Source organism: Halomonas sp. SpR8, assembly GCF_031010195.1.
Classification (GTDB): domain Bacteria; phylum Pseudomonadota; class Gammaproteobacteria; order Pseudomonadales; family Halomonadaceae; genus Vreelandella.
Genome location: NZ_JAUAMC010000008.1, coordinates 118420 through 132114 on the forward strand (window position 1 = coordinate 118420; position 13695 = coordinate 132114).

The window sequence follows — 13695 nt, forward strand, 5'->3', positions numbered from 1 at the left end:
ATAATATATATTATGTTAAATAATACGGCTATCCATTTTGATGCATGCGATTTGGGTCCGTATCTTCCAAATTCTTTGTTTGAGCTCTCTCTCCAAAAATTCCAAACTAAATGACACCTTCCGCGCAATCCGGCGTGGTTTAGCATTGCAGTTTGCCATTAAGAAGAGAGTTTCATGAATAACATCTTATTCATTCACGCCAGCCCGCATGGTAAGTATGCGTTAGGCTATCGCTTGGCTCAAAAAATTCTGACAGAGGGAACATTCTCCAGGGTGAGTTTGGTAGAGCGTGATTTGCTAGCCGCCCCGCTGTCGCCTCTGACTCACCGTTATGCCTCTGCGCTGGCCAGCCACAACATCGGTGACAGAATTGATGCTGCCCTGACAGAGTCCGAGCAGTTGATTAGTGAGCTGGAACAGAGTGACCGTTTATTAATCGCGACGCCAATGCACAACTTCAGCGTACCGGCGGCGCTGAAGCTTTGGATAGATCATGTGGTGCGTGTTAACCGTACCTTTATCGCCTCGGCTGAGGGCAAGCAGGGATTATTGCACGATCGCCCGACCACTGTGCTGGTGAGCGCTGGTGGCATGTTGCAAGGAGATAACCCGCAGCCGGATTTTCTTACTCCCTACCTCACGCTTATTCTCAACACCATCGGTATCCAGAATATCCACTTCGTGTATCTGCAGGGTTTAGCGTTTGGTGAACCCGCTATCGCCAACGCATGGAACCAGGCACAGGCTGCACTGACCAGGGCTGGCGTACTGACTAACGAAATACCATAACGTGAAAGCCCAGCCTTTATGGCCGATAGCGAGCGACAAGCTCCGCCAGCTGCTGATAACCCTCTTCGAGTGCAGGGCTCGATAGATTGGTCATGCCCAAGAGTAAACCTTTTCGCACCTGGGTGTGCGTGGCATACCAGGGTGACAGCGGTGCCGGTGCCAAGTTAAAGGCCTTGGCAGCCTCGGCAATAGCAACATCATCTGCGTTATCATCCAGGGGAAGCAATAGTGACAAGCCTGCTATATTGTTCACTGAAGCCGATGGGCCCATGAACGCAAGCAGTGCATCCCGGCGCTGTATATATAAACGCTTCATACGCCGAATATGGCGCAAGTAATGACCATCGCGCAGAAACTCCGCAACAGCCAGTTGGCCAGGCAGTCCAGACGCTGGCGACAATGCGGCAGCCGTATCGCCAGCGCGCTCCGACAAGCTGGCCGGTACTACCATAAAACCCAGCCGCAAGCGTGGGCTGATGGTTTTACTGAAAGTGCCGATGTGAATCACCCTGCCGTCCCGATCCAGCGAGGCGAGTGCCGGTGTTGCTTGGCCCCTTAGTTGCAGCTCGCTTAGATAATCATCTTCGATGATCCAGCCAGCCTTTTCTTGAGCCCATGCTAGTAGTGCCTGACGCCGCTCCAGCGACAGCTGTACCCCCAAGGGGGCTTGCTGGCTTGGCGTCACAATCGCCAAGCGGGCATCCGCTGCCAACGCTATCCCCTGCTCCACACAAATCCCCTGATCATCCACAGGAACGGGAACCGCAGTATATCCTGCCAGCGATAAGGCGTGCCCCGTCAGCGGATAACCCGGATTCTCGACCCATACTCGGCGTGAATTCAACCGCAGCAAGTGCAATGTCAGGCCCAGCGCACCCGCATAACCATTGGTGATGATAATTTGGTCGGCAGAGCAAAGCAGCCCGCGGGACACGGCCAGATAAGCAGCAATTTCTTTGCGCAATACCCGTTCTCCGCGTGGGTCTGGATAACGCAGTGGCTCGGCCACCGCCTGTCGCGAACAGCGCAGCATGATGCGCGACCAATGCTTAAAGGGAAACCCGTCTTGTGCAGGCACGCCCACTTGAAAAAGCTTGGGTGCGCTATCCAGATCCTGATAAAGGTCAGGCAGTGGCAGGCGGGAGGCCGCAGCGAACTCTTTCGGCGCTGCGGGCAGCGCGGAGCTAACGAAGGTGCCCGCAGCCCCCTTGGAAATAACTAGCTGATCATCGTTTAGCCGATCATAAGCCGCTTTAATGGTGCCCCGCGAAACGCCCAATTGCGCCGCGAGATCACGCCACGAAGGCAGTCGCGCGCCCTCATACAAATGCCCCTGACGAATGGCATCAGCGATGCTCGATCGTATTTGCTCTGGAAGAGATTGCGCGCCTTGGCGATCAAGTGAAAAGCGAAGTCTGCTCATGGCGCTATGGTACATTAAAGTCCGTCATTCTTGGTGCTTTTTTTAGACCATGGTGTCGCTCACAATCACACCCTACACGACTTTTATCGGTCTGAATCTTTATGCTCGTTCTTTGTATTAGCCCAGAACGATTGAGCCAGGCCCGAACAATTTGCCAAAAGGATCAAACCAATGCGGATAACAAACACGCGGTTTTCAGTTGCGTTACTGCTCGCCATGTTGGTCGGCTACGTTGGGCCGGTGCCAGCGAGCGAACCCGCCGATCAACAAGAAGCCGATCAAACCTATGATCAGGACGCCGATGGTGAACAGCGTGCCAGAGCGGCTGGCGAGTCGCTAATTGGTCAACCTGGTCCCGAGCTGAGCGTTACCACGCTGGATGGTGACATCATTGATCTCAGTGCGCTGTATGGTGTCAAGCCGGTGTATATAAAGTTCTGGGCAACCTGGTGCGTGCCCTGCCGTCAGCAGATGCCGGGGTTCCAGGCCTTCCAGGAAGCGCATGGTGACGACGTTCAAGTCATCGCAGTGAACACCGGTTACGCTGATACCGAAGAGTCTGCACGTGAGTATCGTGAGGAAATGGGCCTGACCATGCCTATCACGGTGGATGACGGCACGTTGGCCGAAGCACTGAATCTACGCGTCACCCCGCAGCACGTACTGATCGATCGCAGTGGCCACATCACTCACATTGGCCATCGTGACGATCAAGCGCTGGAAGAGGCGCTACAGGCAGTGCTGGAACCCACTGACTTAAACTCAGCAATAACCGAAGGAACCGCTGTCGAGGATATCGACACCAACGCCTTAAAGGTAGGCGATGAGGTTACTGATTTAAACGTTACCACGCGTGACGGCGATACCATCGACCTGACCCGAGCAGCGACAGATAAGCCACTGGGTGTGGTGTTCTTTGCCACGTGGTGCGAGTCTTATCTTGCCGAGAGCCAGCCGGACACCTCCGCCGCTTGCCGCCGCGTGCGCGAAACCGTCAATCAACTGAGCAAAGACCAAAACGTACAATGGGTGGGCATTATTTCTGGCCTTTGGACCAAAGAGTCGGATGTCGAAAGCTATCTTGAGTCCACCGAGACGGCGATTCCCGTACTGCTCGACGCCGACGGCGAAATACACCGTCGCTTCGGCATTCAACAGATACCAACCGTTGTGTTAATCGATACCGACGGCAAGGTAGCCGAAAAGCTAGGGCCACAAGATACCGCATTAGCCGAATCCGTCGAGCGCATCAGCCAATAACCCTCATGGAGCAGCCCGTCTCAAGCGGGCTGATAGCCAATGCCCCCATTCCTTTACCGCTACTGTGTCCTCTTTTGTCTGGCTTGCGTGTTGATACCTCAACTCGGCGCTGCTCAGGAGTTTCCCGGCACCTCGGGCGAGGTACTGATCACGAACAGCTTGATAGCGGAAACGGACCAACCCGCAGCCGGCACTTCCAGCACGTTAGCTGTTTTCATGGAGCCGCAGTCGGGGTGGCATGGGTATTGGAAACAGCCGGGCAGCATTGGCCTGGCACCTCAGTTCGACTGGCAATTGCCGGATGGTGTCAGCGTGGGCGATGCCGCCTTTCCAGTGCCGCATACGCTGATGACCGGCGACCTGATGAATCATGTCTATGAGCATCCTTATGCGCTATTGCTACCCGTTGAAATAGATGCCTCGGTGGCGTCGGGAACGTCACTGCCAATCAGCGTCTCTTTCAACTATCTTGCTTGCCGCGCTGACGCCTGTGTTCCCGAACAATCAACGCTTGCCATTACCCTCACCGCAGGCGATGGCCGCATTACAGATGAGCGCAAGGCGCGCTTCGATGAATGGCGCCAGAAACTACCCAGGCCACTAGGATCACAAGCCAGCTTCGTGACGAACGACGATAACCGGCTGCGTGTCAGTATTCCCCTTCCCGCTAGTGTCGAACTCAACAATCCACACTTATTTGTTGCCACCGACAACATCGTGGATCCCGCGGCTGAGCAGATATTCAGCCGTGAAGACGATACGTTGACGGTCGAAACCAAGTTGTCCAAATCCTGGTCGGCAAGTAGCCCGCCTAGCGAGTTCGAGGCGCTGTTGTCATTGGGCACCGGTACCGGTTTGTCACTGGTTGGCCATAGTGGTGGAACGCCTGCGGCGATTGAAAGCGGGTCTCAAAGCTCTTCCACCGCAAGTGCCGCCAGCGTACAAAGCAGTTCTACTCTATTACTGACAGCATTTCTCGGCGCCATACTGGGCGGCGTTCTGCTCAATATCATGCCCTGCGTTTTTCCAATTCTGAGTCTCAAGATACTTAGCCTTGCGCATCTATCCGGTGGTGAGCGCGAGGCCCGGCGCGAGGCGTTAGCCTATACTGCCGGTGTGGTTATCGTTTGCTTACTACTTGGCGCAACGATTATTGCCCTGCGCGCAGTGGGTACTCATGTTGGCTGGGCATTTCAACTGCAAGACCCGCGAGTTATCGTGGTGCTGACACTGTTGACCGTCGCCATCGGTTTTAATCTGGCAGGCCTTTTTGAGCTGGGCTCCATCAATGCCGGTGGCGACTTGGCAAGCCAGGACGGCGTGGCTGGTGCATTCTGGACAGGCGTACTGGCCGCCTTCGTCGCAACGCCTTGCTCCGGCCCGTTTATGGCCACGGCTCTTGGTGCCGCCTTGGTACTCCCCGCGTTTGCCGCCCTGACGGTGTTCGCGGGCCTGGGTTTGGGCATTGCCCTGCCGTTTTTGCTGCTTGGTTTCGTGCCGGTGCTGCGTCGCCTCCTTCCTCGCCCGGGCCCTTGGCTTGCCAGCTTCCGGCATATCATGGCCATCCCCATGTTCCTAACCGCTCTAGCCTTGGCTTGGGTGCTTGGCCGCCAGCTCAGTAACAACGGCATGATTGCGAGCCTCGCTCTGATCTTGTTGCTGGCGATAGGGCTTTGGTTCACCGGCCTGCGCCAACGAAGCGCTAAGCAACTGAGCTGGCTTCCGGCAGGACTAGCGGCCGGGCTCGCGTTAGCAGGAAGTGTCCTCGTCCCTGGCTCTTTTGCCCAGCAAGAGGAGGAGGTCAATGCGCAGGTTAGTTCAGCCGAAACACGCCTACTCGACTTCGACGCGGCCCGCTTGAGCGAACTTCGGCAACAGGAGCACGCCATCTTCGTCTACTTTTCCGCAGACTGGTGTGTCACTTGTAAGATCAACGAACAGCGAGCCATCGATATACCCAGCACGCAGCAGGCATTCGAGCAGGCGGATGTGATCACAATGAAGGGCGACTGGACCAATGGCGACCCCACCATCACCGCTTTTCTGGAGCAGCACGGTCGTTCAGGGGTGCCTCTCTATTTATGGTACGCCCCAGGCGAAACAGAGCCAGACGTTCTTTCACAGATCCTCGCGCCCAATGTTTTACCTACGCTAGCGAACAAGTCTGATTAACTCCCCCCCCCCCTTTCTGGTAATCCCCTCTTTTTAAAGGAGGCAACCTGTTTTTGTAGGGGGATTACTCTACAATTATTCCCTGTCAGTTCATGCGTTGACACAAATCCAGCTGTACGAACAAACTTCATGCAACAACATCTTTTTTGATTCTGTTAATATCATTGGCTTCCTTTCTTCGGTCAGGCTCATGAACCTAGTCACCGTGCATGATTTAAATTAAATAAACTATGTGTTTGAAATTAGACGTTCAAAAGCCGCTATGGCGTTGGACACTAGTCTCCCTTCTCCTTATCATTCCCCCACCTATTGTCCAAGGATATCTCATGTTATGCGCCCAGGTGTTTTGTGGCTAATAGCTGGCTTGTCGCTTTCGATCGCTGGCTGCGCAACTACCCAGCCCGAATCCAATGCCCCGCCACCTTTAAGCGAAGCCTCTTTTAATTCCCGAATTGTCGAGTTGGAGATCCAGTTAGCCCAGCAATGCGACTCCAGCGCTGAGCTACAGGAACGCCAGTTGAACCAACAGCAAGTGCTGACCGCCGATATGCGCGAAGTAGGCAGTCTGCTGCGTTATTTGCGTCAAGATGTACAGCAGTTGGAAGCGCGCGGCGATGAGCCCGTCATTATTCGCGAAGAGTGCGAAATTGATGAGACCTTAACCACTAAAACACTGCTGGGTCGCAGTGAATGGGTGGGCTTGCCGAGCCTGGGCACTTATCTTAAGGCACGGATTGATTCAGGTGCCAACACTTCATCGCTTTCAGCCTCCGATATCACGCGTTTTGAACGTGATGGCGAAGACTGGGTGCGTTTCAAGTTAGCCCTTAACGATGACGATGTGGTGGTTGAGTCACAGCGTGACGAATGGATCGAGGCGCCTATTGTGAGGCGTGTACGTATCTTACAAGCCTCTGGAGAAGATTCACGCCCTGTGATCTCACTGCTTATGACGTTAGGCCCGATTCGTGAAAACGTTGAATTTACCCTCAATGATCGCTCGCATCTGGATTACCCCGTGCTGCTTGGGCGCCGCTTTTTGATGGATATTGCGGTGATTGACGTCGCCGACACCTATTTATATGACCGCCCCGAGTTTCCTGGTGGCGAGCCAGCCGATGAAGCTGCTGAAGATGAAGCAGTGGATGAAGACGATACCGAAGAGTAACTGTTCTCCCCTGGCGCTTTACACTGAAAGGAATCTCCATGTCACGGTTAATGTTTTATATTATTGTCGGCCTGCTATTGGTCGTGGGTATTGCAACCAGTGTGCATCGCCATGTGCAGTTTGAGATCCCCTGGCTGCCTGGAGAGCAGCGCCAGGTGTGGGAAATTGAAGCCGGCATTAACTTTAATGCTCAGGGCGGCCCCGTCGAAGTCGACATGGCGTTGCCTTCGCATCAAGCAGGCTATCGGGTGTTAACTGAAAACACGGCATCATCAGGCTATGGGCTTGCCTATCGGTCAGATGAACTAGGCCGCACCGCCCAGTGGACAATTCGCGAAGCGGCAGGAAGCCAAACCCTCTACTACTCGGTTCAGATGCTGGTCTCGCAAGATGCCCGCTCGCCGGTTCAGACACCACCTGAAATGACGCCTGCAACGCCATGGGAAAGCCCCTATGACAGTGCCGCCGAACAATTAATTGAGCAAGCATGGGCGCAAAGTGCCAATAACGTCACTTTTGCTCGTGAGCTGATTCGTGATATCAACGGTGAGCGACAGGAAGAGAATGCCCGGCTGCTGCTATCACAAGAGAGCCCGGCTGCGTTAGTGGTGCGTCTGCTCAACCAAGCGGGTGTGCTCGCACGAGAAGTCAGTGGCCTGCTGCTGGAAGATGGTCGCCGTCGCCAAACACTCAGCAGTTGGGTTCAGGTATTTGATGAAACTGGTGAGCAGTGGGAGATTTTCAACCCGTTGACCGGTGAGCAAGGTAAGCCTGACAACCTGTTGTTATGGGAAACCGGTGGCCGTGCCGTACTCGAAGTGCTGGGTGGCACCAACTCGCGGGTTACCTTCTCGATGATGACCCACGACCAGCCAGCCTCAGCGGCAGTGCGTAACCATTATTCAGAAGACACGCTGCTGAATTTCTCGATTCACAGTCTGCCGTTGGAAGAGCAAGCCCTGTTCCAAACCATTCTGCTGATACCAATTGGCGCATTGATGGTAGTATTTTTAAGGGTGCTGGTTGGCATCAAAACGTCCGGGACGTTTATGCCGGTGCTGATCGCCCTCGCCTTCATTCAGACCACTCTGCCGACGGGCTTGATTGGCTTTCTGCTCATTGTTGCCGTGGGGTTGGTGATTCGTAACTACCTCTCCTATTTGAATTTACTATTGGTGGCCAGGGTGTCGGCGGTGATCATAACGGTCATTGCGATCATCTCGATATTTACCGTCTTGGCTTACCGGATGGGGCTCAGCGCAGGTTTAACGATCACCTTCTTCCCGATGATTATCCTTGCTTGGACTATTGAGCGGATGTCGATTCTATGGGAGGAAGAAGGTCCTAAGCAGGTGTTAATCCAGGGCGGTGGCAGTTTGATTACGGCTATCCTGGCCTACTTGGCAATGAATAACCCTTGGGTGCGGCACATCACATTTAACTTCCTTGGCGTTCAGCTGATATTGATGGCGCTCATTCTATTGCTGGGCAATTACACGGGCTATCGTCTGCTAGAGCTGCGACGTTTCAAACCAATTACTGATGATGAGAAACCCTCATGAGCTGGTTGAAAAACTGGGCCTGGCCCACGCACTTGCGTGAAAAAGGTATCATTGGCATGAATCGACGCAATATTCGCTATATTGGCCGCTATAATAGCCGTCGCCTTTATCCATTAGTGGACGATAAGCTCAAAACTAAATTGCTGGCCCAGCAGTATGGGATTACCACGCCAGAACTTATCGGTACGGTCACCACCCAGTTTGGTGTCAAGCATATTGGCGAGATGCTCACCGGCCACGCTGGCTTTGTCATCAAGCCAGCCAAGGGCAGCGGCGGTAAAGGTATATTAGTGATTGAAAAGGTAGAAGATAATACCTTTATCAAGCCCAGTGGGGCGCATCAGTCGCTTACCGATGTTGAGCGGCATGTGTCGAATATTCTATCCGGCCTCTATTCATTGGGCGGCTCGCCTGATGTGGCGGTTATTGAAACGCTGATTAATTTTGATGAAAGCCTGATGGACTACACCTATGAGGGCGTTCCCGACATCCGGGTCATCGTGTTCAAGGGCTATCCTGTGATGGCCATGATGCGCCTCTCCACCGCGGCGTCTGATGGTAAAGCTAACTTGCACCAGGGTGCGGTGGGCGTTGGTTTAAATATTGCCTCAGGTGCTGCTTTGAGGGCCGTTCAGTTTGACCGCCCCTGCTTTAGCCATCCCGACACCGGGCACGATTTGGCCAGCTTAGTAGTGCCTCAGTGGGAAACGCTGCTCAACTTGGCCGCCGGCTGCTATGAAATGACCGGGTTAGGTTATCTTGGTACTGACATGGTGCTCGACCGCAACCACGGGCCGATGCTGCTCGAATTGAACGCGCGGCCAGGCTTGGCTATTCAAATGACCAACGGTGAAGGCTTGCGCCGCCGCCTTGACCTTATTGAGCGTCAGCCCGACGGCGTGCCAGCCAAAGAGCGTGTGGCCTTTGCCCAGCACCACTTTGCTCGCCAAAGCGAGCTGGTAGAAAGCCCTGACACCACCTCCGCCAGCGCGTAGACTAGGCTTTTACCAAGCCTAGGCTGAATAACGTCCAGCGAGTTGCCCATGACCCAAGCGAATATAATACTGCAGCAGGCTGAGTCTCAGTGCCATATTAATGGGGTAAGATTCACCCCTATTCGGCGACGCGTGCTCGAACTGATTGCTGAAAATGGCGGTGGACTGAAAGCCTATGATCTGCTCGACAAGCTATCCACCGAGCATGCGGCGGCTCGCCCGCCAACGGTTTATCGTGCATTAGAGTTTTTGATTGATCAGGGCTTAGTGCACCGTATCGAGTCACAAAACTCCTACGTAGCGTGCGCCTGCCCAGAACATGTTCATGGTTTTCAACTATTGATCTGCCGTCGCTGTGGCTATGTGGAAGAGCTGCATTTAGATGAGATCAGTGACCAGCTGGCGGCGCTGGCAAAACGCCAAGGCTTTAACGTTGAGCGCCAAACCATTGAGCTGCAAGGGCTCTGCCAAGACTGCCGAACAGCTACCGCCTCAGACAGCTAGCGAGTAATAACCCATGTCTCAGTTTGATCATGTCGCGCCCGAGGCTTTATTTAAACAATTGGAGCGCGCAACTCCCCAAGATAGCCTGCCCGCTGTCGCCACCCTACTGGCGGCCGTCCGCTTTAACGACGACGGTTTGATACCGGCGATTGCCCAGCAGCACGACTCCAAAGACGTGCTGATGATGGCATGGATGAACCGTGAAGCCTTGGAAGAAACCTTAACCACTCAGCGGGTCTGCTACTACTCGCGCTCGCGGCAAAAGCTCTGGCGCAAAGGCGAGTCATCGGGCCAGCAGCAGCAGTTAGTATCCGCGGCGCTCGATTGCGATGGCGATACGCTTTTACTGCAAGTTGAGCAAACCGGGCCTGCCTGTCACACTGGTCGGCGTAGCTGTTTCTATATTGCTGTGGATGATGGTAAGGCGGCGATCACTAGCACACCGCTGATTGATCCTGACCAACTCTACGGCAACAGAACCTCGTCTTAATTATGAATTTTCGCTGGCTTTCTTCATGGCGTTCAGGTCCGCGTTGGGCAGTAATGAAGGTGATGATTGGTTGCATCAGGGTTTATCAGTACACGCTTAGCCCACTGTTAGGCCCTCGCTGCCGCTTCTGGCCTAGCTGTTCGTCTTATACCATTGAAGCCATTCAGGTCCATGGGCCATTTAAAGGTGGCTGGATGGCGGTTAAGAGAATCGTTAAGTGTCACCCGGGCAACCCAGGTGGCATGGATCCGGTACCCGGTGGCCGCAGTGAGCGGCTTTGCCAGGAGGATGAGCAAGAGAATCAGCAAAAGAGTGAGAGAGTATCACCCCCTCCACCCTGTTGTGATCATCACTCCCGTTAAACCACTTTTGGTTAGTTCTGCTGGGCAACCTGGTAAATCTTCTCCAACATGGCGTGTAAACCATTGCTGCGCGTCGGCGAAAGGTGCTTATCCAAGCCCAAGTCCGCCAAAAAATGCGGTTCGGTCGCGCGGATTTCAGCCGCGGTGCGATTGCTGTAAATTCTTAGTAGGACGGCAATCAAGCCGGAAACTATCGCCGCATCGGAGGTCGCTTTAAAAACCAGATTATCGCCCTCCTCTTCGTGGCGCATCCACACGTTTGACTGGCAGCCCTGAATCTTAAACTCTTCGGTTTTCCATGCCTCAGGGAAATCAGGTAACTGCTTGCCCATATCGATAATGTATTGATAACGATCCATCCAGTTATCAAATATTTCAAAATCTTCAATCAGCTCTTGCTGGGCCTGCTCGGCGCCGGAAGTGCTCATGGTGTTTCCTTCTGCTGGGTATTTTTAACTAACGTCTTCAACTCAATCTACCCCATTATAACGGCTCGACGAGGGCTTGAGGGGCGTTGTCTCAGAATTGGTTAGCCGATGGCGCTGCTGTTCGCGGTGCCACTCACTATCTTCGTTATGTAAATAGCGTGAGGTGGTATCGAGCCGCGCGTGACGGGCGCTCTCGGCCAGGTGGCGCAAGCTGATACCTGCCTGAGCTTGGTGGGTGATGGAGGTGTGGCGTAACCAGTGTGGCGTCGCTTGGCGCAGCGCAGAGACATATTCAGGCGTGCCCCCGTTGGCTTCAAGGAGGAGTGCTGCCTGCTGAAACGTCGCTTTAATAAGACGATAAAGCTGATTATGACCAAGGCCTCGCTGACCGTCTAAGGCTCGCAGCGCAGGGGCTGTGGCTTCTAACGAGCTAGGGTATTTAGACAAGCCCAATGTCTGGCGCCACTCGGTTAGGCACTCGAGCATGTCCTCAGGTAACGGAATGCGCGCCACCTTACTGCCCTTACCCACCACGTGCCACCACCAGCGCCCTTCGCTGCGCTGGAAATCGCCCATATGCGCATCTGCCATCTCGCTAATGCGTGGTGCGAGCAGATAGGCAAAGCCAAAAATAAATCGCCGCCTCGCCTGTTCAAACTCGCCGCGACTGCCCTTCTCTATTGATGGTCTATTGAGCCACTGCCATAGCCAAGCCCAAAGATCACTCTCTAGATAGCGTTCAATGCGTGGCGTTTGATTATTTAAGCGCCGCGATTTATCGCGCATAAGGCGAAACGGATTGTGGCTAACCCATCCAGCCTCGACTAACCAAGCGAACATCCCTTGCAGAATGACCAGGCTCTGGCGTCGACTAGCAGGCGATAAAGCGCCGCGAAATGGCCGCCATGCAGGGTGCGCGCGCGGTTTCGAAGGGCCCACCCACTGCTCCCTGGGCTGAGGGTCGGCCAAAAAGGCTTCAAATTGGCGGAGGGCTTCACGATTTAAGTCGGCCAGCGACAGCCGTTGACTCGCTAGCCATAGCAAAAGCCGCTCCGATTCACGGCGATACGCTTTCCAGGTTTGCGGGCTGTCAGTGTACTCATCAAGCCACGCCATCACCGCCTGGGCATCGTTTTGGGCATCAATTCGCGCGCTCAAAAGCTCATCATTGCCTGCTTTTTCAAGCATTGATGGGGTTTCTAAGCTAGCGGTCAGCTTATTTGCCATTGCTAAAAGCCCTCTTCGCTGCCTGTTTAAAATGACGCTCAAGTAGCGAAGTGTGACGCTGTAGCGATAGAAATTCAAGATAATACGGGTAATCTTGAATTTATACGGCTATTGATAAATATTATTACGTTTTATGTATTACGTAATATTGCCTTTTGGTTAGTCAGCGCTGACAATAGAGGCATTAAATACCGCAAAGAAGGAATCACCCATGGCCCGCAACGGCATTCAATACAGCGACGTTCAACAAGCCATTGATGCACTGCTCGCCCGTGGTGACACGCCTAGCGTTCAGCGCATTCGTGATGTTTTGGGCACCGGAAGCTTTACGACGATCAGCGATCATTTTCGCCAGTGGCGCAGCGAACGAGAGCAAAATCGTGATGTGCCGCCGCCCAAGGGTGTTCCTGAAGTCGTTGTGACGATGGCGAGTGAGCTGTGGCGGGAAGCGCAAGAGGTGGCCAATCAAACCCTGCTCCACTATCGCGAGGATGCTAATCGTCAAGTGGAGGCTGCCCAGCAGCTCGCCGAAGAGGCTAAGCAGCAGGCGGCAAACGCTGAACAGCGTGAAAGCGCCCTTGCTGAGCATTTACGCCATATAGACCAGCGCATGGAAGCGCTAAGCCGTGAATTGGCGACCAGCCAAGCGAGCGAAAGCCACTGGCAGCACTTAGCCGAGGAGGCACGACGAGATGCTACCCAGTTAAAACAAGTACAGCAGCAGTTAGAGACTCAGACTGAGGCGCAGCGGAAGGCTCATAATCAAGCCCTCAGCGAGCAGCAAACAGAATTTGAACAGCGACTTACACAGGAAGAGCAGCGCCACGAGGCGGCGGAAGGCAGACTGATGGCCATGCTGGATAATGCCCAGCAGGCGCGCGCCCTAGAAGAGAAGAACTACCAAAAACGGATACAGCAAGGTGAGCAGCGTATTGAGGCATTGAGCCAAGAGCTAACCGCCAAACAGCAGGTTGTTCATCAGTTGCAGCTAGATGTCCGCGAGCGGGAGCAGCAGCTTACTGCAAGCCAGCAAAAAATGACCGCGCTGGAGAAGCAAGCTGAGTCATTAAGCCAGCAAAATGAGCAGGCGCAAGCGGCGCTAACTCGACAGGCCGAGCAGCAAGCAGAGCGTGAAGCGGCGCTACAACAGGCATGGCAAGAGAAGCTCTGGAGTCGCATGGAAGCACTACAAACGCAGCTAACAGCGCTTCCCGATACACTTTCAAAACAGAGAAATGAGGATAGTGGCGCTAAAAATTGAACAATCCTAAGGCATAAAAAAGCCCAGCTACCGAAGCTGGGCCTTGGCTCTAGA

At 54.0% G+C, this 13695-nt stretch carries 13 protein-coding genes; 10 read left to right on the top strand and 3 right to left on the bottom strand.

All coding sequences use genetic code 11. The features are described from left to right. Window positions 1–174: 174 nt before the first annotated feature. Window positions 175–789 carry an NAD(P)H-dependent oxidoreductase gene (locus QT230_RS16115; protein ID WP_308323054.1) on the top strand — a complete coding sequence of 205 codons (615 nt, stop codon included), beginning with the start codon at window positions 175–177 and terminating at the stop codon, window positions 787–789. Between the two features lie 16 nt (window positions 790–805). Here QT230_RS16115 and QT230_RS16120 read toward each other — a convergent pair whose 3' ends face one another. Further along, a complete protein-coding gene (locus QT230_RS16120; RefSeq protein WP_308323056.1) occupies window positions 806–2212 on the bottom strand; it encodes a PLP-dependent aminotransferase family protein in 1407 nt (468 codons plus the stop codon). A gap of 171 nt (window positions 2213–2383) precedes the next feature. Between QT230_RS16120 and QT230_RS16125 the strand changes: the two genes are divergently transcribed. The 8 genes from QT230_RS16125 to yidD all read left to right on the top strand — a co-directional run bounded on the left by QT230_RS16125 (window position 2384) and on the right by yidD (window position 10725). Continuing rightward, window positions 2384–3472: a redoxin family protein gene (locus QT230_RS16125; RefSeq protein ID WP_308323058.1), complete on the top strand. Its 1089-nt coding sequence runs from the start codon at window positions 2384–2386 to the stop codon at window positions 3470–3472. A gap of 39 nt (window positions 3473–3511) precedes the next feature. After that, window positions 3512–5644 (top strand): protein-disulfide reductase DsbD domain-containing protein, encoded by a 2133-nt coding sequence (locus QT230_RS16130; protein WP_308323059.1) that lies wholly within the window; start codon window positions 3512–3514, stop codon window positions 5642–5644. A gap of 331 nt (window positions 5645–5975) precedes the next feature. Further along, window positions 5976–6812, top strand: coding sequence for a RimK/LysX family protein (locus tag QT230_RS16135; RefSeq protein ID WP_308323060.1), 837 nt, complete (start codon window positions 5976–5978; stop codon window positions 6810–6812). A 38-nt stretch (window positions 6813–6850) separates the two neighbouring features. Next, window positions 6851–8374, top strand: a complete 1524-nt coding sequence (locus QT230_RS16140; protein ID WP_308323062.1) for an inactive transglutaminase family protein — start codon at window positions 6851–6853, stop codon at window positions 8372–8374. Beyond that, a complete protein-coding gene (locus QT230_RS16145) occupies window positions 8371–9369 on the top strand; it encodes an alpha-L-glutamate ligase-like protein (RefSeq protein WP_308323064.1) in 999 nt (332 codons plus the stop codon). The genes QT230_RS16140 and QT230_RS16145 overlap by 4 nt, the downstream gene beginning before the upstream one ends. Before the next feature lie 48 nt (window positions 9370–9417). Continuing rightward, window positions 9418–9873, top strand: coding sequence for a transcriptional repressor (locus QT230_RS16150; protein WP_308323066.1), 456 nt, complete (start codon window positions 9418–9420; stop codon window positions 9871–9873). A 13-nt stretch (window positions 9874–9886) separates the two neighbouring features. Beyond that, window positions 9887–10363 (top strand): phosphoribosyl-AMP cyclohydrolase, encoded by a 477-nt coding sequence (hisI, locus tag QT230_RS16155; protein WP_308323068.1) that lies wholly within the window; start codon window positions 9887–9889, stop codon window positions 10361–10363. A gap of 53 nt (window positions 10364–10416) precedes the next feature. Then, complete coding sequence (yidD, locus tag QT230_RS16160) at window positions 10417–10725, top strand: membrane protein insertion efficiency factor YidD (RefSeq protein WP_308323070.1); 309 nt, start codon at window positions 10417–10419, stop codon at window positions 10723–10725. A gap of 11 nt (window positions 10726–10736) precedes the next feature. Here the strand turns inward: yidD and QT230_RS16165 are convergent, their stop codons facing one another. Together QT230_RS16165 and QT230_RS16170 are read right to left on the bottom strand one after the other, a co-directional pair. After that, on the bottom strand, window positions 10737–11153 hold the full coding sequence (locus tag QT230_RS16165) for a SufE family protein (RefSeq protein ID WP_308323072.1): 417 nt from the start codon (window positions 11151–11153) through the stop codon (window positions 10737–10739). A 42-nt stretch (window positions 11154–11195) separates the two neighbouring features. Further along, window positions 11196–12341, bottom strand: coding sequence for a site-specific integrase (locus tag QT230_RS16170; RefSeq protein ID WP_308323229.1), 1146 nt, complete (start codon window positions 12339–12341; stop codon window positions 11196–11198). 250 nt (window positions 12342–12591) lie between these two features. Between QT230_RS16170 and QT230_RS16175 the strand changes: the two genes are divergently transcribed. Next, window positions 12592–13641 (top strand): DNA-binding protein, encoded by a 1050-nt coding sequence (locus QT230_RS16175; protein ID WP_308323074.1) that lies wholly within the window; start codon window positions 12592–12594, stop codon window positions 13639–13641. Window positions 13642–13695 lie beyond the last annotated feature (54 nt).

Bases quoted from the DNA above. Each gene is read 5' to 3' on its own strand.
- QT230_RS16130 (WP_308323059.1), top strand. From the start codon at position 3,512: ATGCCCCCATTCCTTTACCGCTACTGTGTCCTCTTTTGTCTGGCTTGC.
- QT230_RS16175 (WP_308323074.1), top strand. From the start codon at position 12,592: ATGGCCCGCAACGGCATTCAATACAGCGACGTTCAACAAGCCATTGAT.
- QT230_RS16170 (WP_308323229.1), bottom strand. From the start codon at position 12,341: ATGCTTGAAAAAGCAGGCAATGATGAGCTTTTGAGCGCGCGAATTGAT.
- QT230_RS16140 (WP_308323062.1), top strand. From the start codon at position 6,851: ATGTCACGGTTAATGTTTTATATTATTGTCGGCCTGCTATTGGTCGTG.
- QT230_RS16150 (WP_308323066.1), top strand. From the start codon at position 9,418: ATGACCCAAGCGAATATAATACTGCAGCAGGCTGAGTCTCAGTGCCAT.
- hisI (WP_308323068.1), top strand. From the start codon at position 9,887: ATGTCTCAGTTTGATCATGTCGCGCCCGAGGCTTTATTTAAACAATTG.
- QT230_RS16145 (WP_308323064.1), top strand. From the start codon at position 8,371: ATGAGCTGGTTGAAAAACTGGGCCTGGCCCACGCACTTGCGTGAAAAA.
- QT230_RS16120 (WP_308323056.1), bottom strand. From the start codon at position 2,212: ATGAGCAGACTTCGCTTTTCACTTGATCGCCAAGGCGCGCAATCTCTT.
- QT230_RS16165 (WP_308323072.1), bottom strand. From the start codon at position 11,153: ATGAGCACTTCCGGCGCCGAGCAGGCCCAGCAAGAGCTGATTGAAGAT.
- QT230_RS16125 (WP_308323058.1), top strand. From the start codon at position 2,384: ATGCGGATAACAAACACGCGGTTTTCAGTTGCGTTACTGCTCGCCATG.
- QT230_RS16115 (WP_308323054.1), top strand. From the start codon at position 175: ATGAATAACATCTTATTCATTCACGCCAGCCCGCATGGTAAGTATGCG.
- yidD (WP_308323070.1), top strand. From the start codon at position 10,417: ATGAAGGTGATGATTGGTTGCATCAGGGTTTATCAGTACACGCTTAGC.
- QT230_RS16135 (WP_308323060.1), top strand. From the start codon at position 5,976: ATGCGCCCAGGTGTTTTGTGGCTAATAGCTGGCTTGTCGCTTTCGATC.